We start from the raw sequence: 23304 nt of genomic DNA, 5'->3' as shown, positions 1-23304 counted from the left end.
ATTTGAGTATTATTGTGCGATGACGTCGTGAAGAGATCCCCTATGAAGCAAATTCGGTTACTGGCGCAATACTATGTCGATCTGATGATGAAGCTTGGCCTGGTCCGCTTCTCCCTGTTGCTGGCGCTGGCGCTGGTGGTGCTGGCGATTGTGGTGCAGATGGCCATTACCATGGTCCTGCACGGCCAGGTTGAGAGCATAGACCTCATCCGGTCTATTTTCTTCGGCCTGCTGATCACCCCCTGGGCGGTCTATTTCCTCTCGGTGGTGGTTGAACAGCTGGAAGAGTCCCGCCAGCGGCTGACCCGGCTGGTGGAAAAGCTGGAGGAGATGCGCGAGCGCGATTTGAAGCTCAACGTGCAGCTGAAAGATAACATTGCCCAACTGAACCAGGAGATCTCAGACCGCGTAAAAGCGGAGGCCGAGCGCCAGACCACGCTGGAACAGCTGAAAATCGAAATGAAAGAGCGCGAGCAGACGCAGATCCAGCTTGAGCAGCAATCCTCATTCCTGCGCTCGTTCCTCGATGCCTCCCCGGATCTGGTCTTCTACCGTAATGAAGACAAAGAGTTCTCAGGCTGTAACCGGGCGATGGAGCTCCTGACCGGTAAAAGCGAAAAGCAGCTCGTCAGCCTGCGTCCGCAGGACGTCTACTCACCCGAGGCGGCCGCCAAAGTTATCGAAACCGATGAGAAGGTATTCCGTCATAACGTCTCCCTGACCTACGAACAGTGGCTCGACTACCCGGACGGGCGTAAAGCCTGTTTTGAAATCCGTAAAGTGCCTTATTACGACCGCGTCGGGAAACGCCACGGGCTGATGGGCTTCGGGCGAGACATTACCGAGCGTAAGCGCTATCAGGATGCTCTGGAGCGCGCCAGCCGCGATAAGACCACCTTTATCTCCACCATCAGCCATGAGCTGCGTACCCCGCTCAACGGCATCGTTGGCTTAAGCCGCATTCTGCTCGATACCGAACTGACGACCGAGCAGGAGAAATATCTGAAAACAATCCACGTTTCAGCGGTCACGCTCGGTAATATCTTCAACGATATTATCGACATGGATAAAATGGAGCGACGCAAAGTCCAGCTGGATAACCAGCCGGTGGACTTCACCAGCTTCCTTGCCGATCTGGAAAACCTCTCCGGCCTGCAGGCGCAGCAGAAAGGGCTACGCTTTGTGATGGAGCCAACTCTGCCGCTGCCGCACAAGGTGGTGACTGACGGCACCCGCCTGCGTCAGATCCTGTGGAACTTGATCAGCAACGCGGTCAAGTTTACCCAGAACGGACAGGTTGCGGTTCGCGTGCGTTACGGCGAGGGCGAGATGCTGCACTTCGAGGTGGAGGATTCCGGTATCGGTATTCCGCAGGAGGAGCAGGACAAGATCTTCGCCATGTATTATCAGGTTAAAGACAGCCAGGGCGGCAAGCCAGCCACCGGCACCGGCATTGGCCTGGCGGTATCACGCCGGCTGGCGAAGAGCATGGGGGGCGACATTACCGTAGCCAGTAATCCTGGGCACGGCTCCCTGTTTAAACTCAGCGTTCACGCCCCGGCCGTGGCGGAAGAGGTCGAGGATACCTTTGCTCACGACGATATGCCGCTGCCTGCCCTGCACGTGCTGCTGGTGGAAGACATTGAACTGAACGTGATTGTTGCGCGTTCGGTGCTGGAGAAACTCGGCAGCAGCGTGGACGTCGCCATGACCGGTAAAGCCGCGCTGGAGATGTTCACCCCGGGAGAATACGACCTGGTGCTGCTGGATATTCAGCTCCCGGACATGACCGGGCTGGACATCTCCCGTGAACTGACCAGCCGCTACGCCAGCGACGAGCTGCCGCCGCTGGTGGCGCTCACCGCCAACGTGCTGAAAGACAAAAAAGAGTATCTCGATGCCGGTATGGACGACGTACTGAGTAAACCGCTGGCGGTACCGGCCTTAACCGCCATGATTAAGAAGTTCTGGGACACCTGTGACGAAGAGGAGAGCACCATGACGACGGTAGATACGGGAAAAGCGCAGTCTTTGCTGGATATCGAAATGCTGGAGCAGTACATCGAGCTGGTGGGTCCGAAGTTGATCACGGACGGTATAGCCATATTCGAAAAGATGATGCCGGGTTATCTGAACGTGCTGGAGTCTAATCTGACGGCGCGGGATCAGAAAGGCATCGTTGAAGAGGGTCATAAGATCAAAGGTGCCGCCGGATCTATCGGATTGCGCCATCTACAACAGTTAGGTAAGCAGATCCAGTCCCCGGATTTACCGGCGTGGGAAGATAACGTGGGTGAATGGGTTGAAGAGATGAAGCAGGAGTGGCAAAACGATGTGGCCGTTCTGAAAGCCTGGGTGGAGAGCAGAAAAAAATGACCCCGGCTAAACCGGGGTGCGCGAATACTGCGCCAACACCAGGGAAATCATGGCTGCGCCTTAAGACGTTATTTTAGGATAATGGCGTAGCCGGAAAATTCAGGCCGCAAGCAGTTAAGATAGCAAATCTTAAATACTTTGTTACATGAATCAGTTAAATGTGTGAAGCACACCGTTTTAATCAGAATTTTTAATGTGCATGTAACATTTTTCGAGAGGGATCGCAGGATGAAAAAGGTTGGTGTAGTACTGAGCGGTTGCGGTGTTTACGATGGTTCTGAAATTCATGAGGCGGTTCTGACGCTGCTGGCGCTGGCGCGTAACGGCGCAGAAGCGGTCTGTTTTGCCCCCGACAAAGCCCAGTCCGATGTTATTAATCACCTGACCGGCGAACCGCTGGCGGAAAGCCGAAATGTTCTGACTGAAGCGGCGCGGATCGCGCGCGGGCAGATCCGCCCGCTCAGTGAGGCGCGTGCCGCGGAGCTGGATGCGCTAATTGTCCCGGGCGGTTTTGGCGCCGCAAAGAACCTCAGCGATTTTGCCCACCAGGGCAGCGCCTGCCGGGTGGAGAACGATTTAAAAGCTCTGGCGCTGGAGATGCATGAGGCCGGGAAACCGCTGGGCTTTATCTGTATTGCTCCCGCGATGCTGCCGGCTATCTTCGATATCCCGCTGCGTCTGACCATCGGCACCGACATCGATACCGCCGAGGCGATTGAGGATATGGGCGGTGAGCATATCACTTGTCCGGTGGACGACATCGTGGTTGATGAAGAGAACAGGATTGTGACCACCCCTGCGTACATGCTGGCGCAAAATATTGCGGAAGCCGCGACGGGCATTGAGAAGCTCGTCGCTCGCGTACTGGTGCTGGCGGCATGAGATTGAAGCGTCCCCGATCCGGCTGGGTAAGACGGATCGTCATTCGCGTTTTGCTGGTGATGGCGGTCTTCTGGGGGGGCGGCATCGCCCTGTTTAGCTTTGTGCCGGTGCCGTTTTCGGCGGTGATGATTGAACGTCAGCTGGGAAGCTGGCTGAGAGGGGATTTCAGCTATGTTGCCCATTCTGACTGGGTGAGTATGGATGAGATCTCGCCGTGGATGGGGCTGGCCGTTATTGCCGCCGAAGATCAAAAATTCCCGGACCACTGGGGGTTTGACGTGGGGGCGATAGAGAAGGCGTTAGCGCATAACGAGCGTAATGAGAGCCGTATTCGCGGCGCATCGACGCTTTCTCAGCAAACGGCGAAAAACCTGTTTTTGTGGGATGGACGCAGCTGGATGAGAAAGGGATTTGAAGCCGGGCTGACGCTGGGGATCGAAACGGTGTGGAGTAAGAAACGCATCCTGACGGTGTACCTGAATATCGCGGAGTTTGGCGAGGGCGTCTTTGGTGTTGAAGCCGCCGCCCAGCGTTATTTCCACAAACCTGCCAGCCGCCTGTCGGCATCTGAAGCCGCGCTGCTGGCCGCCGTGTTACCGAACCCAATCCGCTTTAAGGCCAGCGCACCCTCAGGCTATGTGCGCAGCCGTCAGGCGTGGATCCTGCGCCAGATGCGTCAGCTGGGTGGGGAAGGGTTTATGCAGGCAAATAAGCTGCATTAATCCTCATCAAATCCGGCGTTAAACAGCGCAATCACCGCCGCCAGCGCCTCGACTTCCTGCGGGCCGGTGGCTTCGATTTCGATCTGGCGGCCCTTGGCGGAGTCCAGCATCAGCAGCGCAATCACGCTGTTGGCTTCGGCTTCGGTGCCTTCGTCATTACGCAGCAGAACTTCCGCGTCAAACCCCTGCATCAGTTCAAATAACTTCATCGCCGGGCGTGCATGCATGCCCAGCTTATTGGTGATCTCAACGGTCTGCTTTACGGTCATGTTTTACGTTTTTCCAGCGTACGATGACGGGACTGCACGTTTTTGCCGCGCGAGCGGAAATAGTCAGCCAGTTGCTCAGCTATGTAGACCGAACGGTGTTTGCCCCCGGTACAGCCAATCGCCACCGTCAGGTAGCTGCGATTGTTTGTCTCCAGCATCGGCAACCAGAGTTCAAGGTAGCTGCGCGTCTGATAGATAAAGTTATGTACTTCCGTATGTCTGTCAAGGAACGCGGCAACCGGCTTATCCAGGCCGGTCATCGGACGCAGCTTGGGATCCCAGTGCGGGTTCGGCAGGAAGCGCACGTCAAACACATAGTCTGCGTCGATAGGGATGCCGTGCTTAAAGCCGAAGGATTCAAAGACCATCGTCAGCTCACGCTCGCGTTTGCCCAGCAGGCGGGTACGCAGCATCTCCGCCAGTTCATGGACGGACATTTCAGAAGTATCGACGATCAGATCGGCGCGGGAGCGCAGCGGCTCCAGCAGATCGCTCTCCTGGTCAATGGCGCTTTCCAGCGACAGATTTTTGCTGGAGAGCGGATGCAGACGGCGGGTATCGCTGTAGCGACGGATCAGCGTATTGCGATCGGCATCAAGGAACAGCAGCTGAGGTGAAAATGCCTCTGGCAAATTGCTCATCGCCTGCTCAAAGATCTCCGGCGATTCAGGCATGTTACGCACGTCGATGCTGACCGCGGCCGAAATCTGCCGATCGGCCAGCGATTTCGCCAGCTCGGGCAGCAGCACCACCGGCAGGTTATCTACGCAGTAAAAGCCCATATCTTCCAGCGCTCGCAGGGCGACCGATTTCCCGGATCCCGAACGACCGCTGACGATCATCAGCACCATGTACCATTTCTCCTCAGGACTACAGATGTCAAAGCCATCACCCGATTACGCATCATCCTGATTGCCTTCCGTTTCCGTAATGATTTGATAGAGCTCCTCATCGCTCTGTGCCGCACGCAAACGGCGACAGATGGTTTTATCCGCCAGTCGTTTGGCCACCAGCGAGAGGGTATGCAAATGTGTTTTGGTCTGATCCGCGGGTACCAGCAGGGCAAACAGCAAATCGACAGGCTGGTTATCAATGGCATCAAAGGCGATAGGTGTTTCCAGCTGAACAAACACGCCTACAGCACGCAGAGTATCTTCTTCAAGTTTGCCATGGGGAATGGCAATGCCGTTGCCGATGCCGGTACTGCCCATTTTTTCACGGGTCAGGATCGCTTCAAACACCACCTGGGGCGGCAGGCTCAGCTGCTTTGCGGCCAGTTCACTGATGATCTCCAGCGCACGTTTTTTGCTCTGGCAGTGGACGGCACTGCGGGTACATTCCTGATTAAGGACACTGCTCAGTTGTAGAGTTGAATCGTTATTCATCATAATTTCACCTAAGCGCTAACTGTACAAAGGGCCCGTTGTGTTTCACAACAGGCCAACCTGCACCCGTTAACTGCCCGGACAATTAGTGTTGTTTCAGTTTATCTTTATGTTTGTTTAGCTGTCGTGCCAGCTTGTCAATCAAGCCGTCGATAGCCGCGTACATGTCTTGCCCTTCCGCACTGGCATGGATTTCGCCCCCGTTGACGTGCAGGGTCGCATCCGAGATATGAGTCACTTTTTCCACTTTTAACACAATGTAGACCTGATTGATCCTCTCAAAATACTGCTCAAGCTTAGCGAATTTTGCATTCACAAAATCGCGCAGGGCCTCAGTGATTTCGACGTTGTGTCCAGTGATGTTGAGCTGCATAGTGTCTTCCTTATCGGTAGAGTCAGACCAGTTGTTTACGCTGGTTTGACGGCGGAATGGATAAAGACTCTCGATACTTCGCAACAGTGCGGCGTGCAACCATGATACCTTGATCGGACAGCATGGTGGTTAACTTACTGTCGCTCAGTGGTTTCGCGGGGTTTTCCGCGGCGATCAACTTTTTCACCAGCGCCCGGATGGCCGTCGACGAAGCTTCGCCGCCGCCTTCGGTGTTGACATGGCTGGAGAAAAAATACTTAAGCTCAAAAATACCGCGCGGACTATGCAGATACTTCTGCGTCGTCACGCGGGAAATCGTCGATTCATGCATCTCGACGGCCTGGGCGATATCGGCCAGCACCATCGGCCTCATAAATTCTTCACCTTGTTCAAAGAACGCCTGCTGCTGCTCCACGATGCAACGGCTGACGCGCAGCAGCGTATCATTGCGGCTCTCCAGGCTCTTGATTAGCCAGCGCGCTTCCTGAAGATTACTGCGGATATATTGGTTATCCGAGTCGTTGCGCGCGCTGGTGCACATCGAGGCGTACTGCTGATTTATTTGCAGGCGAGGGATGCTGTCGGAATTCAATTCCACGGTCCACAGGCCGTTATGCTTGCGCACCAGTACATCGGGAATGACGTACTCGGGCTCGCTGGTCTGGATAGACTGCCCCGGACGCGGATCCAGCGACTGAATCAAATTGACCGCTTCTTTCAGGATCTCTTCCTTCAGCCGCGTCACGCGCATCAGGGAGCGGAAGTCGTGGTTAGCCAGCAGATCCAGATGCTCGCTGACGATCAGGCGAGCCTCTTCCAGCCACGGCGTCTCTTTAACAAACTGCGAAAGCTGAATCAGCAGGCAGTCACGTAAATCGCGTGCGGCGACGCCGACCGGATCAAAACGCTGAACGCGCTTCAGAACCGCTTCGATCTCTTCGAGATCGATCTCATCATCACCGATGCTTTCCAGAATGTCGTCCAGCGACACGGTCAAATAGCCGGTCTCATCGACGGCATCGACAATAGAGGTGGCGATGGCGCGATCGGTATCGGAAAAGGGCGTCAGCTCCACCTGCCACATCAGGTAATCCTGCAGCGACTGGGTAGTCTCGCCCTGATACACCGGCAATTCATCATCCTGGTAGTCTGCGCGCGTGCCGGATGGCGTGCCGGCGGTGTAGATCTCATCCCAGCTGGCATCGAGAGGAAGCTCGTCAGGCATCTCTTTTTGCTCCAGCGCATCAACGCTGTCGAGAGTTTCGTTATCCTGGGTTTGCTGAGTTTCTACCTCATCGTGAAGATCGGTTTGCTCAAGCAGGGGATTACTGTCCAGCGCCTGCTGGAGTTCCTGCTGAAGTTCCAGCGTTGACAGCTGCAACAGACGAATAGCCTGTTGTAACTGCGGCGTCATTGCCAGCTGTTGGCTGAGCCTTAATTGCAAACCTTGCTTCATGTTCAGAGCATTTTTCTCCGTTTACGCGAGACTGAACTTCTACCCTATCAGAGTCTGAAGTCTTCCCCAAGATACACGCGCTTAACATGCTCATCTTCGAGGATCTGTTGCGGTGTACCGTGGGCAATAAGATGGCCCTGGCTGACGATGTAGGCTCGCTCACAGACCGCCAGCGTCTCGCGTACGTTGTGGTCGGTGATAAGCACGCCCAGGCCACTGTCGCGCAGATGCTCAATAATACGTTTGATATCGATAACCGAAATCGGGTCAACACCCGCGAAAGGTTCATCGAGCAGGATAAATTTCGGGTTGGCCGCCAGCGCGCGGGCAATTTCCACACGGCGGCGTTCACCACCGGAGAGCGCCTGGCCCATGCTGTCGCGCAGATGTTCGATATGGAACTCTTCCATCAGTTCGTTGGCGCGATCCTGACGCTGTTCGGAGGTCAAATCGTCACGGATTTGCAGCACCGCCATCAGGTTGTCGAAGACGCTGAGACGGCGAAAAATTGAGGCTTCCTGCGGCAGGTAACCGATGCCGCGGCGCGCACGCGCGTGAAGGGGCAGCAGGCTGATGTCTTCGTCATCAATGATGATGTTGCCCGCGTCGCGCGGCACAATGCCTACCACCATATAAAAGGTGGTGGTTTTACCTGCACCGTTAGGACCCAACAGGCCGACAATTTCGCCGGAGTTGACGGTCAAACTGACATCTTCCACTACGCGACGGCCCTTGTAGGCTTTGGCGAGATTCTTTGCAGTTAATGTTGCCATAACGAATTAGTTACTCTTTTTCTGTGCCGGGGCCTGAGTGTTGTTTTTGTCCTGCAGCTGCGATGGAACCAGAACGGTCGTCACGCGTTTGCCTTTTTCACTGAAGGCCTGCATTTTTTGCTCTTTCACCAGATAGGTAATCTTGTCGCCCTTGATGTTGCTGTCGAGCTGCTCCAGGAACGCATTACCGGTCAACACCACGAAGTCTTTCGCCAGCTCGTAGTGCATCTGGGAGGCGTGCCCTTTCACCGGCTTGCCGTTGTCCTGCATCTGGTAGAAGGTAGCTGGGTTGCCGTAGCCATCGATAATCTCTTTACCGTCTTCACCGCCAGGACGCGTCACCACCACCTTGTCGGCGTTGATTTTGATGGTGCCCTGAGTCACGACGACATTGCCGGTAAAGGTCACAACGTTACCCTGCATGTCGAGCGATTGCGTATCGGATTCGATATGAATCGGCTGCTCGGTATCACCCGTCACAGCAAGCGCAGGCAGGCTGACGGCCAGCAGCGCGCTGGCAATAACAAATTTAAGGCTGAGTTTGTTTGCTTGGAATTTCATAGGAGGTTCTAACCTTTTCAATCAGCTCTGCGTTCTTGCTGCGTAAGTTCCCGCGCATTCTCAGACCGCTGGAATTAAATGTTGTGCCGTATAGCGTAACCAGATCCTGCGACGTGACATCCTGCGTCACAAGGTTAATCTGTGCGTTATCGGTTGTGATTTTGCGCAGCTGTGAGTCTGCGGTCAGCGCATTCACCTCAACATGACCATACAGATAAAGCATACGGTCATTCGTCAGTTTTGCCCGGTCTGATTTAATCGACCAGGTCGGAATTTTATTGACATCAAAGGTGGTCATCACCGGTTGGGTAAACCAGGAGACGCCCTGTTCGGAAAAATACTCAACATGCTGAGCGATAAGGCGATAATTCAGCGCCCCTTCCGGACTGTAGACCACGGTATCGCTATGATCGCTTTTATATGTTGGATCGTTAGTATTGACCGTCGGCGCTTGTTCGTCGTCCCGGTCAGCGAGATTCACGCCAATCAGTACCAGTGCTACCAGCGAAAGCAGAATAATAACCCAACGTCTGGTTTTACTCATATCGATTGCCCTTTGGCCTCATCAAGCTTACCTTGCGCCAGCAGCAGCAGGTCGCAGACTTCTCTCACTGCGCCGCGGCCACCGTTAATACGGGTGACATAGTCAGCGCGCGGGATCAAAAGCGGATGCGCATCGGCAACGGCGACGCTGAGTCCCACTTCTGCCATCACTGGCCAGTCAATAAGATCGTCTCCGACATAGGCGACGTTTTCCGGGGCAATGGCAAGTTTACCAAGTAAGTCCCTGAAAGCGACCATCTTATCGGACTGCCCCTGATAGAGATGGGTAATGCCCAGCGTTTCGCAGCGATCTTCTACCAGTTTAGCCTTACGCCCGGTGATAATGGCAACTTCTATGCCAGAAGTGAGCGCACAGCGAATACCGTAGCCATCACGTACGTTGAAGGCTTTCAGCTCTTCGCCATTGTTGCCCATATAAATCAGGCCGTCAGACAGCACGCCATCCACATCCAGGATCAGCAGGCGAATGTTTTCGGCCTGCGACATCATCTGCGCACTGACCGGGCCATAACAGGTTGCAAGGGATGCACCCGCATTAATCATTGTCTTATCCTTCATTACACTACGCCTGCGCGCAGCAGATCATGCATATGTACCACACCCAGCAATTGGTCGCCATCAGCAACCATAACGGAGGTGATATTGCGGGACTGCATCAGGTTTAATACTTCAACAGCAAGCAGGCCGGGACGCACCCGAATCCCCCCGGGGGTCATCACATCGGCGATACCCAGCTTACGAACATCTACCCCCATATCGAATACGCGGCGTAGATCCCCATCGGTGAAAATCCCGTCAATTTTCATCTGCTCGTCGCAGATGACGGTCATACCAAGATTTTTACGGGTGATCTCCAGCAGCGCATCGCGCAGGGAGGCGTCTTTACTGACGCGCGGAATTTCATCCCCGGTGTGCATGATGTCATTCACCCGCAGCAGCAATTTACGCCCCAGCGCGCCGCCCGGATGGGAGAGGGCGAAATCTTCGGCGGTAAAACCGCGGGCTTCGAGCAGGGCAACGGCCAACGCATCCCCCATTACCAGCGCAGCGGTGGTGCTGGAAGTCGGAGCCAGCCCCAGCGGGCAGGCCTCTTTCGGCACTTTGACGCACAGATGGATATCCGCAGCGCGCGCCATGCTGCTCTCAGGACGGCTGGTAACACAGATGAGGGGAACGTGAAGTCGCTTCAGCACCGGGATCAGCGCCAGGATTTCATTTGATTCGCCGGAGTTCGATAACGCGATAACGATATCCTGCGCCGAGACCATCCCCAGGTCACCGTGCGCCGCTTCACCGGGGTGAACGAAAAAGGCGGTCGTGCCGGTACTGGCGAACGTGGCTGCCATTTTACGACCAATGTGCCCGGATTTGCCCATTCCCATCACCACGACTTTGCCGGTGCAGTGGAAAAGTTTTTCACACGCGAGGCTAAAGTCCTGATTAATGTATTGATCTAACTGCGCCAGACCTTCACGTTCTATCTCCAGAACTTCTTTTCCTGCTTTCTGAAAGTCAAAACCCGGCTGCAATTCTATTTGCGACATAATGCGTTTCCGTTTACCCAGAGAGAAGAGGCGAGAGCCAGTACAGCATCGCCATCCATACGATAAATCCCACCGTCAGCAGCGCGCCAGCACCCTGACCAATCTGCCTTTTACGCCGCCAGCAGAGCAGAGCGAAGATGACGCTGACTAACAGCATCACCCCATAATCCCGGCTGAACGCCAGCGGATTAAACGCGCCAGGGGCAATCAGGGCCGGCAGGCCCAGCACGATGGCAATATTGAAAATATTGGAACCGATAATATTACCAATCGCCATGTCGTCTTCGCCTTTACGCGCGCCGGCAATCGCCGTGGCAAGCTCAGGCAGGCTGGTGCCAATGGCAATCACCGTCAGGCCGATGGTCAATTCGCTCATGGCGAAGTAGTTGGCCAGCACCGTAGCGTTATCAACGATCATCTGTGTCGCCATCGGCATGATGATTAACGCTACACCCAGCCAAAGCAGCGCGACGGGTAAATTCCCCTCACGCGGCAGTTCGGCAACCTGCTCGCGGGTCAGGGAGTCATTGCCCTGCTTCTCCGCCGCCCGGGCCAGCTTAACAATGTAAAACAGCCAGATGACCGCCAGTGCCAGCAGGAAAATGCCATCGCTAAGGGTTAACTGTCCGTCATATAACACGTAACCAGCGAGCAGACTGACAATTAACATTAGCGGCAATTCACGCCGCAGAACATCAGAATGCACGCGAAATGGATGCAGCAGCGCAGCAAGCCCCAGGATGAGTAAAATATTGACGATATTGGAGCCAATGGCCGTTCCCACGGCGAGATCAACTTGATCGTGCAGCGAGGCGGCGACAGAGACGATGATCTCCGGCAAGGAGGTGCCAACGCTGACCACCGTCATCCCAATAATTAGGGGGGGTATGCCCAATAAACGACACAGAATTGATGCGGAGAACACCAGACGGTCGGCACTGTAGACCACCAAAAGTAAACCAATTATTAACAGTGCCGTTGCAAGAAGCATCAAAAGTCCTTTCTTCAGGTATACTCGCCGGTCCACTGAGAAAAAAATCTCTGCCGCTGCATACTGTCTGTAGACGTAACGTATTCCTAATTTTGACTTTATGCGTTGTAAAAGTAAAACAAATGCCAGCTTTCGCTTACCTGCAGAGGTAATATTCTGTAAAAATGTTGGGTTTGCGGCGAAATCAGGCATCAAGCCGATCCTGAACCGGCAATAGAAAGGAAATGTACATGAGCCTGAATGGGGCGAATATAGTCGATGTCCGTGGCGTCAGCTTCACGCGCAGCAGCCGGGTCATTTTTGACAACATCTCTCTCACCGTGCCTCGCGGTAAAATCACCGCCATTATGGGGCCCTCCGGCATTGGTAAAACGACATTACTGCGCCTGATTGGCGGGCAGATCCCCCCGAGCCAGGGCGAGATCCTCTTTGATGGCGAAAATATTCCGGCCATGTCCCGCTCGCGCCTCTACACCGTGCGTAAACGCATGAGCATGCTTTTTCAGTCCGGGGCACTTTTTACTGACATGAATGTCTTCGATAATGTCGCCTATCCGCTGCGTGAGCATACTCACCTGCCGCCGGAACTGCTGAAAAGCACCGTGATGATGAAGCTTGAGGCCGTCGGCCTGCGTGGTGCCGCTAAACTGATGCCTTCCGAACTCTCTGGCGGCATGGCCCGTCGTGCGGCCCTGGCGCGCGCGATCGCGCTGGAACCCGATCTGATCATGTTCGATGAGCCGTTCGTCGGCCAGGATCCCATCACCATGGGCGTGCTGGTCAAACTGATCTCTGAACTGAACAGCGCGCTGGGCGTGACCTGTATTGTGGTCACCCACGACGTACCAGAAGTGCTGAGCATTGCCGATTACGCCTATATCGTGGCGGATAAGAAAATTGTGGCGCACGGTAGCGCGCAATCATTACAGAGCAACAGCGATGCGCGTGTCCGTCAGTTCCTCGACGGCATTGCAGATGGCCCCGTGCCGTTCCGTTATCCGGCGGGCGATTATCATAAAGATTTATTGGGAATAGGGAGTTAAGCCACTCATGCTGTTAAATGCGTTGGCCGCTCTCGGACACCGTGGCATAAAAACCATCAGGACGTTCGGGCGTGCCGGGTTGATGTTATTCAATGCGCTGGTCGGGAAACCGGAATTCCGCAAACATGCCCCTCTGCTGGTACGCCAGCTGTATAATGTCGGCGTACTGTCGATGCTCATTATCATCGTTTCCGGCGTCTTCATCGGGATGGTGCTGGGGCTGCAGGGGTATCTGGTTCTCACCACCTACAGTGCGGAAACCAGTCTCGGAATGCTGGTGGCGCTCTCCCTGTTGCGTGAGCTGGGTCCGGTGGTCGCGGCGCTGTTATTCGCCGGGCGTGCCGGTTCGGCGCTGACGGCGGAAATCGGCCTGATGCGCGCCACCGAGCAGCTCTCCAGTATGGAGATGATGGCCGTGGATCCGCTGCGTCGGGTGATCGCGCCGCGCTTCTGGGCGGGCATGATCTCGTTGCCGTTGCTGACTATTCTCTTTGTTGCGGTCGGGATCTGGGGCGGATCGATGGTTGGCGTGCAGTGGAAAGGGATCGATGCCGGTTTCTTCTGGTCTGCGATGCAAGGTGCGGTTGACTGGCGTCTGGATCTGGTTAACTGCCTGATTAAAAGCGCGGTATTTGCCGTGACGATCGCCTGGATTGCACTGTTCAATGGCTACGATGCAATCCCGACGTCTGCCGGTATCAGCCGGGCAACCACCCGCACCGTTGTTCATTCGTCGCTGGCCATACTGGCTCTGGATTTTGTGCTCACCGCACTGATGTTTGGGAAATGAGTTCATGCAAACGAAAAAAGTAGAAATTTGGGTAGGCGTATTTGTTTTGCTGGCACTGCTGGCCGCACTGTTTTTAAGCTTCAAAGTGGCGGATGTTACGACGATCCGCACCGAGCCCACATATCGCATCTATGCCACCTTCGATAATATCGGCGGCCTGAAAAGCCGTTCTCCGGTGCGCATTGGCGGGGTAGTGGTAGGGCGTGTGGCCGATATCACCCTCGACGAGAAAACCTATCTGCCGCGCGTCGCGCTGGATATTGAAGAGCGCTACAACCACATTCCGGATACCAGCTCCCTGTCTATCCGTACCTCCGGCCTGTTAGGTGAACAATACCTGGCGCTGAACATCGGTTTTGAAGATCCCGAACTGGGAACGACTATCCTTAAGGACGGTGGCGTAATTCAGGATACGAAGTCAGCCATGGTGCTGGAAGATATGATTGGTCAGTTCCTTTACAACAGCAACAGTAAAGGGGGTGACGAGAATCAAGCTGCTCAGACACCTGCGCAGAGTGACATTACGCCGCCTGTTGGCACGACGAATTCATCTCAGGAGAAGTAATTCATGATTAAACGACTGTTAATGGTTGCCATGCTGATGATTGCCCCTTTGACTGCTGCTAACGCAGCCGACCAGAGCAATCCTTATCAACAGATGAATGAGGCGGCTAAGAAAACCTTCGATCGCCTTAAGAACGAGCAGCCGAAAATTCGTTCCAATCCCGACTACCTGCGCGATGTGGTCGATCAGGAGCTGCTGCCGTATGTTCAGGTAAAATATGCCGGGGCTCTGGTGTTGGGTCGTTACTACAAAGACGCCACGCCAGCGCAGCGCGATGCTTATTTTGCTGCGTTCCGTGAGTACCTGAAGCAGGCCTACGGCCAGGCGCTGGCCATGTACCACGGCCAGACGTATCAGATTGCGCCGGAACAGCCGCTGGGCTCTGCCACCATCGTTCCTATCCGCGTGACTATCGTCGATCCAAACGGTCGTCCGCCAGTGCGCCTGGATTTCCAGTGGCGTAAGAACAGCCAGAACGGTAACTGGCAGGCTTACGACATGATTGCCGAAGGCGTCAGCATGATCACCACCAAGCAGAACGAATGGAGCGATCTGCTGCGTACTAAGGGCATTGATGGTCTGACTGCTCAGCTGAACAGCATCTCGCGTCAGAAAATTACCCTGGATGAGAAAAAATAATGACGTCGCAGCTCAGCTGGACCCGAGAGGGTGAGACGTTGTTACTCACTGGCGAGCTGGATCAGGATTATCTGAATCCTCTGTGGGATGCGCGCCATGAAGCCATGCAGGGCGTCTCCTGTATTGACCTTGGCGGCATTTCCCGCGTGGATACGGCGGGCGTCGCATTGCTGGTTCATCTGGTGGCGGCAGGCAAAGGGCAGGGCAAGCAGGTAGCGCTTGCGGGCGTCAGTGATAACGTCATCACCCTGGCTCAGCTCTATAATCTGCCGGAAGACGTATTGCCCCGCTAATTTTTTCAGTACGTTACTATCAAAAGCCCCGACTGTTTCATCGTCGGGGCTTTTTGCTTGTTTAAGACCGCGCCACTTTGCTCTAAGATGTTGGGCTTGTTTTCACACCAGATGATAGAGATCCCATGGAAAATCATGAAATCCAGACCGTGCTGATGAATGCACTTGCCCTCCAGGAAGCCCACGTCTCCGGCGACGGCAGCCACTTTCAGGTTATTGCTGTGGGAGAGATCTTTGACGGCATGAGCCGCGTGAAAAAGCAGCAGGCTGTATACGCGCCGCTGATGGAATATATCGCGGATAACCGTATTCATGCCCTGTCGATCAAGGCGTTCACCCCGACTGAGTGGGCACGCGATCGCAAACTAAACGGTTTTTGAGCTGAGGGTGATTTGCCCGCAGCACGGTTGAATTCATACAGAGAGTAAATCATGGACAAATTTCGTGTTCAGGGGCCTACGCGTCTCCAGGGCGAAGTCACAATTTCCGGCGCCAAAAACGCCGCGCTGCCGATCCTCTTCGCCGCACTGCTTGCGGAAGAGCCGGTAGAGATTCAGAACGTCCCGAAACTGAAAGACATTGATACCACCATGAAGCTGCTCGGCCAGCTGGGTACCAAGGTGGAGCGTAACGGATCCGTGTGGATCGACGCCAGCAACGTGAATAACTTCTCCGCGCCGTACGATCTGGTGAAAACCATGCGCGCCTCTATCTGGGCGCTGGGTCCGCTGGTGGCCCGTTTTGGTCAGGGTCAGGTCTCTCTGCCTGGCGGCTGCGCTATTGGCGCGCGTCCGGTCGATCTGCATATTTTCGGCCTCGAGAAGCTGGGTGCTGAAATCAAGCTGGAAGAGGGCTACGTCAAAGCCTCCGTCAATGGCCGCCTCAAGGGCGCGCATATCGTGATGGATAAGGTGAGCGTTGGCGCGACCGTCACTATCATGTCTGCGGCTACGCTGGCAGAAGGCACCACCATCATCGAGAACGCCGCGCGCGAACCGGAGATTGTGGACACCGCCAACTTCCTGAACACTCTGGGGGCGAAGATCACCGGTCAGGGTACCGACCGTATCACCATCGAAGGCGTTGCACGTCTGGGTGGCGGTGTGTATCGCGTTCTGCCTGACCGTATCGAAACCGGGACCTTCCTGGTCGCAGCGGCCATCTCCGGTGGGAAGATCGTCTGCCGTAATGCCCAGCCTGATACCCTGGATGCGGTACTGGCTAAGCTGCGTGAGGCGGGTGCCGACGTCGAAACCGGTGAAGACTGGATCAGCCTGGATATGCACGGTAAGCGCCCTAAAGCCGTCAACGTGCGGACTTCCCCGCATCCGGCCTTCCCGACCGATATGCAGGCGCAGTTCACGCTGCTGAACCTGGTGGCCGAGGGTACAGGTGTGATCACCGAAACGATCTTTGAAAACCGCTTTATGCACGTACCGGAGCTGATCCGTATGGGCGCGCATGCTGAGATCGAAAGCAACACTGTGATTTGTCATGGCGTGGAAAAACTGTCCGGTGCGCAGGTGATGGCGACGGATCTGCGTGCATCTGCGAGCCTGGTGCTGGCGGGCTGTATTGCTGAAGGTACCACGCTGGTGGACCGTATTTATCACATCGATCGCGGCTATGAACGCATCGAAGATAAATTGCGTGCACTGGGTGCAAATATTGAGCGTGTGAAAGGCGAGTAATCGTTAAGGCAGCCCCCTGCCATCTCGACCGGGGGGTTGCTATTCCCGTTTAAAGGAGCGTCATTGTTGGCGCTCTTTTTCTTGTCTTCTCTGGCGCATCATGCGCGTTCTGTCGACAAACTCATGGGTTATCGGGTCATGGTAGCGTGATGGCCAAATTACCCAGGGATCGGTACCTAACGCCGTGGCAATGATCAGTTCTCCCTTCGGCCAGGGGCGCGTCAGCGCATTTGCCAGAGTAGATGAACTGAGACCATTACGGCGGGATTCTGCAGCCAGTGATGTTCCCTTCTTGCGCAGCGCGGCAATAATATCGGCCGAGTGCCAGTCGATAAATTTCTTATCCATACAGTAGTCCCTCTGTTCTGGTACGTTCACGTCATTTCAATTAAATGACGTATTTACTATACCTTCTTCGAACAGCGGTTCTAAAAAGTTCGCATTACTGGAAGCAATATTCAGATTTTGCCAGGGCTTTAATCATGCGGCCTGTAAGCGGATTCTTTAACAACGTTATGGCTATTATTTGGAACTTACAGGAACTCTATTTTCATGTAAAAGAGAGTTCCCTTGTCCTTATCGATCGCGCTGAACAGCGATATGCGCGAGACCGATCAGAGCATCTCGCCATGGGCTGTCTGGGATAACCTGAAGTGCGGTGATGGCTTTATCGGCCTCTTCCTCGGCACGCTGACGGGTCCATTCCAGAGAACCACAGGTCGCCATTGCTTCCAGTACGGGTTCCAGAAGGTGTCGGCCGTTTCCTTGCTCAATAGCTTCACGGATCAGGTTTGCCTGCTCAGGAGTGCCGTTACGCATGGCATGCAGCAGCGGTAGCGTCGGTTTGCCCTCGTTGAGGTCGTCACCGACGTTTTTGCCCAGGGTTTCGCCATCGGCGCTGTAATCGAGCAGATCGTCGATCAGTTGGAAGGCGGTGCCAAGGTAGCGTCCGTAGCCCTGCAGGCCACGTTCCTGCTCCTCAGTACAGCCAGCAAGGATACCAGAGCACTGTGCGGCAGCCTCAAACAGACGCGCGGTTTTGCTGTAGATCACCCGCATGTAGTTCTCTTCGGTGATGTCCGGGTCGTTGACGTTCATGAGCTGCAGAACTTCGCCTTCCGCGATCACGTTCACCGCTTTGGACATCACTTCCAGGACCTTCAGCGAACCGAGGCTGGTCATCATCTGGAAGGCGCGGGTATAGATAAAATCACCTACCAGTACGCTGGCAGCATTGCCAAACGCCGCGTTGGCGGTGGCTTTGCCACGACGCATATCGGACTCATCGACAACGTCATCATGCAGCAGCGTGGCGGTATGAATAAATTCGATCAGCGCCGCGATCGTGACGTGCGCATTCCCCTGATAACCTACCGCGCGAGCGGCGAGTACCGCGATCATCGGACGGATGCGTTTACCCCCGCCGCTGACGATGTAGTAACCCAACTGATTGATTAGGGAAACGTCAGAATCGAGCTGTTCCAGGATCGCTGCATTTACACCCGCCATATCTTGCGCGGTTAACTCATTGATTTTTTCTAAATTCATCGCAAAAGCCGGGCTTGTAGTCCTGTTTTCCACATTTCAAATGGGCTAACGTAGGGTTCGGTTTATCAATAGTAGCGCTGATTGTACTGAAAAAACGCCTCAGATAAACGTTACCGTACGTGTTGTGTTTTTTTTCTTCATGTATTGACGGTAGCACTTGTCAAAGGCTCGCGTTTTGCGTAATATTCGCGCCCTATTGTGAATATTTATAGCGCACTCTGAATCACACGAGGATGTGCGCGGAAGCGGAGTTTATATGTACGCGGTTTTCCAAAGTGGTGGTAAACAACACCGAGTAAGCGAAGGTCAGACCGTTCGCCTGGAAAAGCTGGACATCGCAACTGGCGAAGCTGTTGAGTTCGCTGAAGTTCTGATGATCGCAAACGGTGAAGAAGTCAAAATCGGCGTTCCTTTCGTTGATGGCGGCGTTATCAAAGCTGAAGTTGTTGCTCATGGTCGTGGCGAGAAAATTAAGATCGTTAAGTTTCGTCGTCGTAAACACTACCGTAAGCAGCAGGGCCACCGTCAGTGGTTCACTGATGTGAAAATTACTGGCATCAGCGCCTAAGACCTGAGGAGAGATTTAAATGGCACATAAAAAGGCTGGCGGCTCCACACGTAACGGTCGCGATTCAGAAGCTAAACGCCTTGGCGTTAAGCGTTTCGGTGGCGAAACCGTTCTGGCGGGTAGCATCATCGTTCGTCAGCGTGGCACCAAATTCCACGCTGGTAACAACGTAGGTTGCGGTCGTGACCACACTCTGTTTGCTAAAGCAGACGGTAAAGTGAAATTTGAAGTTAAAGGCCCGAACAACCGTAAATACATCAGCATTGTTGCTGAGTAAGGTTTTCTCGGTCCGGTAACGGATTAAAGCCCCGCAACGTGTTGCGGGGCTTTTTACATTGGAAACCCGGTAATTTTTTCTGTAGGGAAAACGGGCATGAAGCAGCAGGCCGGCATTGGTATTCTTTTGGCGCTCACCACCGCAATGTGCTGGGGTGCACTGCCAATTGCAATGAAGCAGGTACTGGAAGTGATGGAGCCGCCTACGGTGGTGTTCTACCGCTTCCTGATGGCCGGTATAGGGTTGGGAATTATCCTTGCGATAAAAGGTAAGCTTCCCCCTCTGCGCATCTTTCGTAAACCGCGTTGGCTGGTGATGCTGGCGATTGCGACAGGTGGCCTGTTTGGCAACTTCATATTGTTCAGTTCTTCCCTGCAATATCTCAGCCCTACGGCATCGCAGGTTATAGGCCAGCTTTCACCGGTCGGTATGATGGTGGCCAGCGTCTTCATCCTTAAAGAGAAGATGCGCGGTACGCAGATTATCGGGGCAATGATGCTGCTTTGCGGTCTGGTGTTGTTCTTCAATACCAGTCTGATAGAGATATTTACTCGCCTGACGGATTACACCTGGGGTGTGATTTTCGGCGTGAGTGCGGCGGCGGTGTGGGTAAGTTATGGCGTCGCGCAAAAGGTGTTATTGCGTCGCCTGGCGTCACAGCAGATCCTGTTTTTGCTGTACACTTTATGTACTATTGCACTGTTGCCGCTGGCGAAGCCGGGAGTGATTACCCAGTTAAGCGACTGGCAGCTGGCGTGTCTGATCTTTTGTGGTCTGAACACGTTAGTCGGTTATGGCGCGCTGGCAGAAGCGATGGCGCGCTGGCAGGCAGCACAGGTGAGCGCACTGATTACGCTGACCCCGCTGTTTACGCTGTTATTTTCAGATTTATTATCAATGGCCTGGCCCGATTTCTTCGTCAAACCGATGTTAAACCTGTTGGCTTATCTCGGTGCGTTTGTCGTGGTTGCGGGCGCGATGTATTCCGCCATTGGTCATCGTCTTTGGGGACGTTGGCGCAAAAATGAAGCGGCTGTAGTGTCCCCCGCTCAGGCGAATGATTTACGGAGAGTAAAATGAAGTTTGTTGATGAAGCAACGATCCTGGTCGTGGCAGGTGATGGCGGTAATGGTTGCGTAAGCTTCCGCCGTGAAAAATATATTCCCCGTGGCGGCCCTGACGGCGGCGACGGCGGTGACGGCGGTGACGTATGGCTTGAAGCCGACGAAAACCTTAACACGCTGATCGATTACCGTTTCGAGAAAGCATTCCGCGCAGAGCGTGGCCAGAACGGCCAGAGCCGTGACTGTACCGGCAAACGCGGGAAAGACGTCAGCGTGAAGGTACCGGTCGGGACACGCGTTATCGATCAGGGTACGGGCGAAACCATGGGTGATATGACCAAACACGGTCAGCGCCTGATGGTCGCAAAAGGCGGCTGGCACGGCCTGGGCAACACCCGTTTCAAATCCTCCGTGAACCGTTCCCCGCGTCAAAAAACGATGGGTACACCGGGCGACAAGCGCGATCTGCAGCTCGAACTGATGCTGCTGGCTGACGTCGGGATGTTGGGGATGCCGAATGCCGGTAAATCTACTTTCATCCGCGCGGTCTCTGCGGCTAAGCCAAAAGTGGCTGACTATCCATTTACCACCCTGGTGCCAAGCCTCGGCGTGGTGCGTATGGACACCGAGAAGAGCTTCGTGGTTGCGGATATTCCGGGCCTGATCGAAGGCGCCGCGGAAGGGGCTGGTTTAGGGATCCGCTTCCTGAAACACCTTGAGCGCTGCCGCGTTCTGCTGCACCTCATCGATATCGATCCGATCGACGGTTCCGATCCGGTGGAGAACGCCCGTATCATTATTGGCGAGCTGGAAAAATACAGTGATAAGCTGGCTGCTAAGCCGCGCTGGCTGGTCTTCAACAAGATCGACCTGATGGACAAAGCAGAAGCCGAAGCGAAGGCGAAAGCCATTGCTGAAGCGATGGGCTGGGAAGATAAATACTATCTCATCTCCGCTGCAAGCCAGATGGGCGTGAAGGATCTGTGCTGGGACGTGATGACCTTTATCATCGAAAACCCGGTTACTCAGGCAGAAGAAGCGAAACAGCCTGAAAAAGTCGAATTCATGTGGGATGACTACCACCGTCAGCAGCTTGAAGAGCAGACGGAAGAAGAAGACGACGAAGACTGGGATGACGACTGGGACGAAGACGACGAAGAAGGCGTCGAATTCATCTACAAGCGTTAAGACCGTCAATGGCCCCCTTATCAAGGGGGCTTTTTTTTTAGTTTAGTTTTGACGGTAGCCAACAGCCGACCGTCAGCCCGCCTTCAGGACGGTTTTCCAGCGTCAGTTTACCGCGGTGCAGCTGCACGATACGCTGCACGATGCTCAACCCTAGCCCGCTACCGCCATAACGTTGATCGATACGACGAAACGGTTCGGTAATGGACTGGCGATGTGCCTCATCAATGCCTGGCCCCCGATCGCAGACGCTCACCAGCGTGCCATCGTCGACTTCCTGCATTCTGACTTCAATGGTGGTTCCCGCCGGGCTGTAACGCACTGCGTTCTCCAGCAAATTGCGCAGCATCAGTCGTAGCAGGGTTGCGTCCCCCTGAACGCTCTGGGAGCCAGTCTGCGGCCAGATCATTGTGTGATCCCGGGTATCATTCTCCAGTGCCAGCGGTGCAAAAATAGATTCGCTCCAGTTAACCGTATCGTAATGCCCACTGGCCAAAGCCTGGCCCGCGCGAGCCAGCATCAGGAGTTGCTCCACGGTATGCATCAGCTGGTCGATACGGGCAATCAGCGTTGTCGCCTGGGGCGAGCCTGACTGCGCCATCAGCTCCAGGTGCAGGCGGATACCCGCCAGCGGCGTTCGCAGCTCGTGTGCGGCGTCAGCGGTGAAGAGGCGCTCCTGTTGAATGGTTTGATCCAGCCGGGCAAGAAGCTGATTTAGCGAGGTGGTGACGGCGCCAATTTCTTCCATGTCGGAATACATCGGCAGCGGGGAGAGATTATCAGCAGAGCGGTTTGCCAGGCTGGAGCGGAGCTGGTTGAGCGGGCGGGTGATCCAGGTGACCGCCCAGAAGGAGAAGAGCAGCGTAAAACCGACCATCACCAGCGAAGGTACCAGCAACGAGGCGATCGCCTCCCGGATCTCTTTCTCCACATGCTGGTTGCGCGCTTTGGCGGAAAGCGTCTCGTTGACCAGAAAGCCGATTTGCTCCCGGCTTTCATGCCAGAGCCAGATAACGCTGACCAGTTGAAAGAACAGCAGAATGACTGCCAACAGCACCATCAGACGACGGCGCATGCTGTTCATTTTTGGCTCTCCAGACGATAGCCCACGCCGCGCACGGTTTTGATCCGATCTTTACCCAGCTTACGCCGGAGGTTATGAATATGAACCTCCAGCGTGTTCGAGCCGGGATCGTCCTGCCAGGAATAGATGTCCTGCTGTAAGGTTTCACGGTGGACGGTCTGCCCGGTGCGCATGATGAGCCGCGTCAGCAGGGCGAACTCTTTTGGTGTTACCTCTACCGGCTGGGACTGTTGTAACACCTGCTGCGTTTGCAGATTTAGCGTCAGATCGCCGTCACTGAGCAGATTATCGCTGTGCCCCTGATAGCGCCGAATCAAGGCTCTGGCCCGCGCCTGCAGTTCCGCCAGGGCAAAGGGTTTCACCAGATAGTCGTCAGCGCCGGAGTCCAGGCCGTTGATGCGATCTTCCAGGGCATCACGCGCCGTCAGGATCAGCACTGGATTATCCACCCCGCGACGACGCCACTGGCTGAGCAGGGTGGCTCCGTCTTTGTCCGGTAACCCAAGATCGAGGATTACAAGGCCATATTCACCGCTCTGGATAAGGCCATCAGCCTCGGCGGCAGTGCCAGCACAATCAAGCGTATAGCCCTCGGCTGAGAGCGCCAGAGCCAGTCCTTCCTGTAGCAGCAGATCGTCTTCGACAATGAGTAATTTCATCG

29 protein-coding genes are annotated in these 23304 nt (G+C 54.8%); 14 read left to right on the top strand and 15 right to left on the bottom strand.

Features of this window, described 5'->3' with window-relative positions; genetic code table 11:
* Positions 1–42 precede the first annotated feature (42 nt).
* The 3 genes from arcB (at position 43) to mtgA (ending at position 3980) form a co-directional block, all read left to right on the top strand.
* Positions 43–2376 carry an aerobic respiration two-component sensor histidine kinase ArcB gene (gene arcB, locus ES815_RS07255; protein WP_142487261.1) on the top strand — a complete coding sequence of 778 codons (2334 nt, stop codon included), beginning with the start codon at positions 43–45 and terminating at the stop codon, positions 2374–2376.
* A 228-nt stretch (positions 2377–2604) separates the two neighbouring features.
* Entirely contained in the window at positions 2605–3258 is a 654-nt protein-coding gene (gene elbB, locus ES815_RS07250) for an isoprenoid biosynthesis glyoxalase ElbB (protein WP_142487260.1), read from the top strand.
* Positions 3255–3980 carry a monofunctional biosynthetic peptidoglycan transglycosylase gene (mtgA, locus tag ES815_RS07245; RefSeq protein WP_370649949.1) on the top strand — a complete coding sequence of 242 codons (726 nt, stop codon included), beginning with the start codon at positions 3255–3257 and terminating at the stop codon, positions 3978–3980. Before elbB ends, mtgA begins: the two co-directional genes overlap by 4 nt.
* On the opposite strand, the gene npr is transcribed toward mtgA, so the two are convergent.
* From npr to ES815_RS07190, 11 genes are all read right to left on the bottom strand, one after another.
* The gene (npr, locus tag ES815_RS07240) at positions 3977–4249 is read right to left on the bottom strand and encodes a PTS phosphocarrier protein NPr (protein WP_032614489.1); all 273 of its coding nucleotides are present in this window, start codon (positions 4247–4249) and stop codon (positions 3977–3979) included. The two genes, mtgA and npr, sit on opposite strands and share 4 nt — an antisense overlap.
* The gene (rapZ, locus tag ES815_RS07235) at positions 4246–5100 is read right to left on the bottom strand and encodes an RNase adapter RapZ (protein WP_142487259.1); all 855 of its coding nucleotides are present in this window, start codon (positions 5098–5100) and stop codon (positions 4246–4248) included. Before rapZ ends, npr begins: the two co-directional genes overlap by 4 nt.
* Positions 5101–5145: 45 nt before the next feature.
* Positions 5146–5637 carry a PTS IIA-like nitrogen regulatory protein PtsN gene (gene ptsN, locus ES815_RS07230; RefSeq protein WP_039031625.1) on the bottom strand — a complete coding sequence of 164 codons (492 nt, stop codon included), beginning with the start codon at positions 5635–5637 and terminating at the stop codon, positions 5146–5148.
* An 82-nt stretch (positions 5638–5719) separates the two neighbouring features.
* A complete protein-coding gene (gene hpf / locus ES815_RS07225; RefSeq protein WP_142487258.1) occupies positions 5720–6007 on the bottom strand; it encodes a ribosome hibernation promoting factor in 288 nt (95 codons plus the stop codon).
* Between the two features lie 22 nt (positions 6008–6029).
* Positions 6030–7463, bottom strand: coding sequence for an RNA polymerase factor sigma-54 (gene rpoN, locus ES815_RS07220; RefSeq protein WP_142487257.1), 1434 nt, complete (start codon positions 7461–7463; stop codon positions 6030–6032).
* Between the two features lie 47 nt (positions 7464–7510).
* Positions 7511–8236, bottom strand: a complete 726-nt coding sequence (lptB, locus tag ES815_RS07215) for an LPS export ABC transporter ATP-binding protein (protein WP_142487256.1) — start codon at positions 8234–8236, stop codon at positions 7511–7513.
* Positions 8237–8242: 6 nt separating this feature from the next.
* On the bottom strand, positions 8243–8797 hold the full coding sequence (gene lptA, locus ES815_RS07210; protein WP_142487255.1) for a lipopolysaccharide ABC transporter substrate-binding protein LptA: 555 nt from the start codon (positions 8795–8797) through the stop codon (positions 8243–8245).
* Positions 8766–9341 (bottom strand): LPS export ABC transporter periplasmic protein LptC, encoded by a 576-nt coding sequence (gene lptC / locus ES815_RS07205; RefSeq protein WP_142487254.1) that lies wholly within the window; start codon positions 9339–9341, stop codon positions 8766–8768. Before lptC ends, lptA begins: the two co-directional genes overlap by 32 nt.
* Positions 9338–9904 (bottom strand): 3-deoxy-manno-octulosonate-8-phosphatase KdsC, encoded by a 567-nt coding sequence (gene kdsC, locus ES815_RS07200; RefSeq protein WP_106994894.1) that lies wholly within the window; start codon positions 9902–9904, stop codon positions 9338–9340. The genes lptC and kdsC overlap by 4 nt, the downstream gene beginning before the upstream one ends.
* A gap of 14 nt (positions 9905–9918) precedes the next feature.
* The gene (gene kdsD, locus ES815_RS07195) at positions 9919–10905 is read right to left on the bottom strand and encodes an arabinose-5-phosphate isomerase KdsD (protein WP_142487253.1); all 987 of its coding nucleotides are present in this window, start codon (positions 10903–10905) and stop codon (positions 9919–9921) included.
* Positions 10906–10918: 13 nt separating this feature from the next.
* Positions 10919–11896, bottom strand: a complete 978-nt coding sequence (locus ES815_RS07190; protein WP_142487252.1) for a calcium/sodium antiporter — start codon at positions 11894–11896, stop codon at positions 10919–10921.
* A gap of 230 nt (positions 11897–12126) precedes the next feature.
* Between ES815_RS07190 and mlaF the strand changes: the two genes are divergently transcribed.
* The 7 genes from mlaF (at position 12127) to murA (ending at position 16917) form a co-directional block, all read left to right on the top strand.
* A complete protein-coding gene (mlaF, locus tag ES815_RS07185) occupies positions 12127–12939 on the top strand; it encodes a phospholipid ABC transporter ATP-binding protein MlaF (protein WP_032614468.1) in 813 nt (270 codons plus the stop codon).
* Positions 12940–12946: 7 nt separating this feature from the next.
* Positions 12947–13729, top strand: coding sequence for a lipid asymmetry maintenance ABC transporter permease subunit MlaE (gene mlaE / locus ES815_RS07180; protein WP_142487251.1), 783 nt, complete (start codon positions 12947–12949; stop codon positions 13727–13729).
* A gap of 4 nt (positions 13730–13733) precedes the next feature.
* Positions 13734–14294 (top strand): outer membrane lipid asymmetry maintenance protein MlaD, encoded by a 561-nt coding sequence (gene mlaD / locus ES815_RS07175; RefSeq protein ID WP_106994830.1) that lies wholly within the window; start codon positions 13734–13736, stop codon positions 14292–14294.
* A 3-nt stretch (positions 14295–14297) separates the two neighbouring features.
* Positions 14298–14933 (top strand): phospholipid-binding protein MlaC, encoded by a 636-nt coding sequence (gene mlaC / locus ES815_RS07170; protein ID WP_142487250.1) that lies wholly within the window; start codon positions 14298–14300, stop codon positions 14931–14933.
* Positions 14933–15226: a lipid asymmetry maintenance protein MlaB gene (mlaB, locus tag ES815_RS07165; RefSeq protein WP_142487249.1), complete on the top strand. Its 294-nt coding sequence runs from the start codon at positions 14933–14935 to the stop codon at positions 15224–15226. Before mlaC ends, mlaB begins: the two co-directional genes overlap by 1 nt.
* A 125-nt stretch (positions 15227–15351) precedes the next feature.
* Entirely contained in the window at positions 15352–15606 is a 255-nt protein-coding gene (gene ibaG, locus ES815_RS07160; protein WP_032614457.1) for a BolA family iron metabolism protein IbaG, read from the top strand.
* A gap of 51 nt (positions 15607–15657) precedes the next feature.
* A complete protein-coding gene (gene murA / locus ES815_RS07155) occupies positions 15658–16917 on the top strand; it encodes a UDP-N-acetylglucosamine 1-carboxyvinyltransferase (RefSeq protein ID WP_039031637.1) in 1260 nt (419 codons plus the stop codon).
* 60 nt (positions 16918–16977) lie between these two features.
* Here murA and sfsB read toward each other — a convergent pair whose 3' ends face one another.
* Positions 16978–17265: a DNA-binding transcriptional regulator SfsB gene (gene sfsB, locus ES815_RS07150; protein ID WP_142487248.1), complete on the bottom strand. Its 288-nt coding sequence runs from the start codon at positions 17263–17265 to the stop codon at positions 16978–16980.
* A 228-nt stretch (positions 17266–17493) separates the two neighbouring features.
* Positions 17494–18465, bottom strand: coding sequence for an octaprenyl diphosphate synthase (gene ispB, locus ES815_RS07145; RefSeq protein WP_142487247.1), 972 nt, complete (start codon positions 18463–18465; stop codon positions 17494–17496).
* Positions 18466–18721: 256 nt separating this feature from the next.
* On the opposite strand from ispB, the gene rplU reads away from it, so the two are divergent.
* From rplU to cgtA, 4 genes are all read left to right on the top strand, one after another.
* On the top strand, positions 18722–19033 hold the full coding sequence (rplU, locus tag ES815_RS07140) for a 50S ribosomal protein L21 (protein WP_106994824.1): 312 nt from the start codon (positions 18722–18724) through the stop codon (positions 19031–19033).
* Between the two features lie 19 nt (positions 19034–19052).
* Entirely contained in the window at positions 19053–19310 is a 258-nt protein-coding gene (gene rpmA / locus ES815_RS07135; protein WP_007673187.1) for a 50S ribosomal protein L27, read from the top strand.
* A 96-nt stretch (positions 19311–19406) separates the two neighbouring features.
* Positions 19407–20390, top strand: coding sequence for a DMT family transporter (locus ES815_RS07130; RefSeq protein WP_142487246.1), 984 nt, complete (start codon positions 19407–19409; stop codon positions 20388–20390).
* The gene (gene cgtA, locus ES815_RS07125; RefSeq protein ID WP_106994822.1) at positions 20387–21562 is read left to right on the top strand and encodes an Obg family GTPase CgtA; all 1176 of its coding nucleotides are present in this window, start codon (positions 20387–20389) and stop codon (positions 21560–21562) included. Before ES815_RS07130 ends, cgtA begins: the two co-directional genes overlap by 4 nt.
* Positions 21563–21599: 37 nt before the next feature.
* Here cgtA and pmrB read toward each other — a convergent pair whose 3' ends face one another.
* Positions 21600–22643 (bottom strand): two-component system sensor histidine kinase PmrB, encoded by a 1044-nt coding sequence (pmrB, locus tag ES815_RS07120; protein ID WP_142487245.1) that lies wholly within the window; start codon positions 22641–22643, stop codon positions 21600–21602.
* Positions 22640–23302, bottom strand: a complete 663-nt coding sequence (gene pmrA, locus ES815_RS07115; RefSeq protein WP_142487244.1) for a two-component system response regulator PmrA — start codon at positions 23300–23302, stop codon at positions 22640–22642. The genes pmrB and pmrA overlap by 4 nt, the downstream gene beginning before the upstream one ends.
* Positions 23303–23304: the final 2 nt, after the last annotated feature.

The organism is Leclercia adecarboxylata (assembly GCF_006874705.1).
Taxonomy (GTDB): Bacteria; Pseudomonadota; Gammaproteobacteria; order Enterobacterales; family Enterobacteriaceae; genus Enterobacter; species Enterobacter adecarboxylatus_C.
Note: the sequence above shows the minus strand (reverse complement) of the source record. Positions and strands in the feature narration are given on the sequence as shown.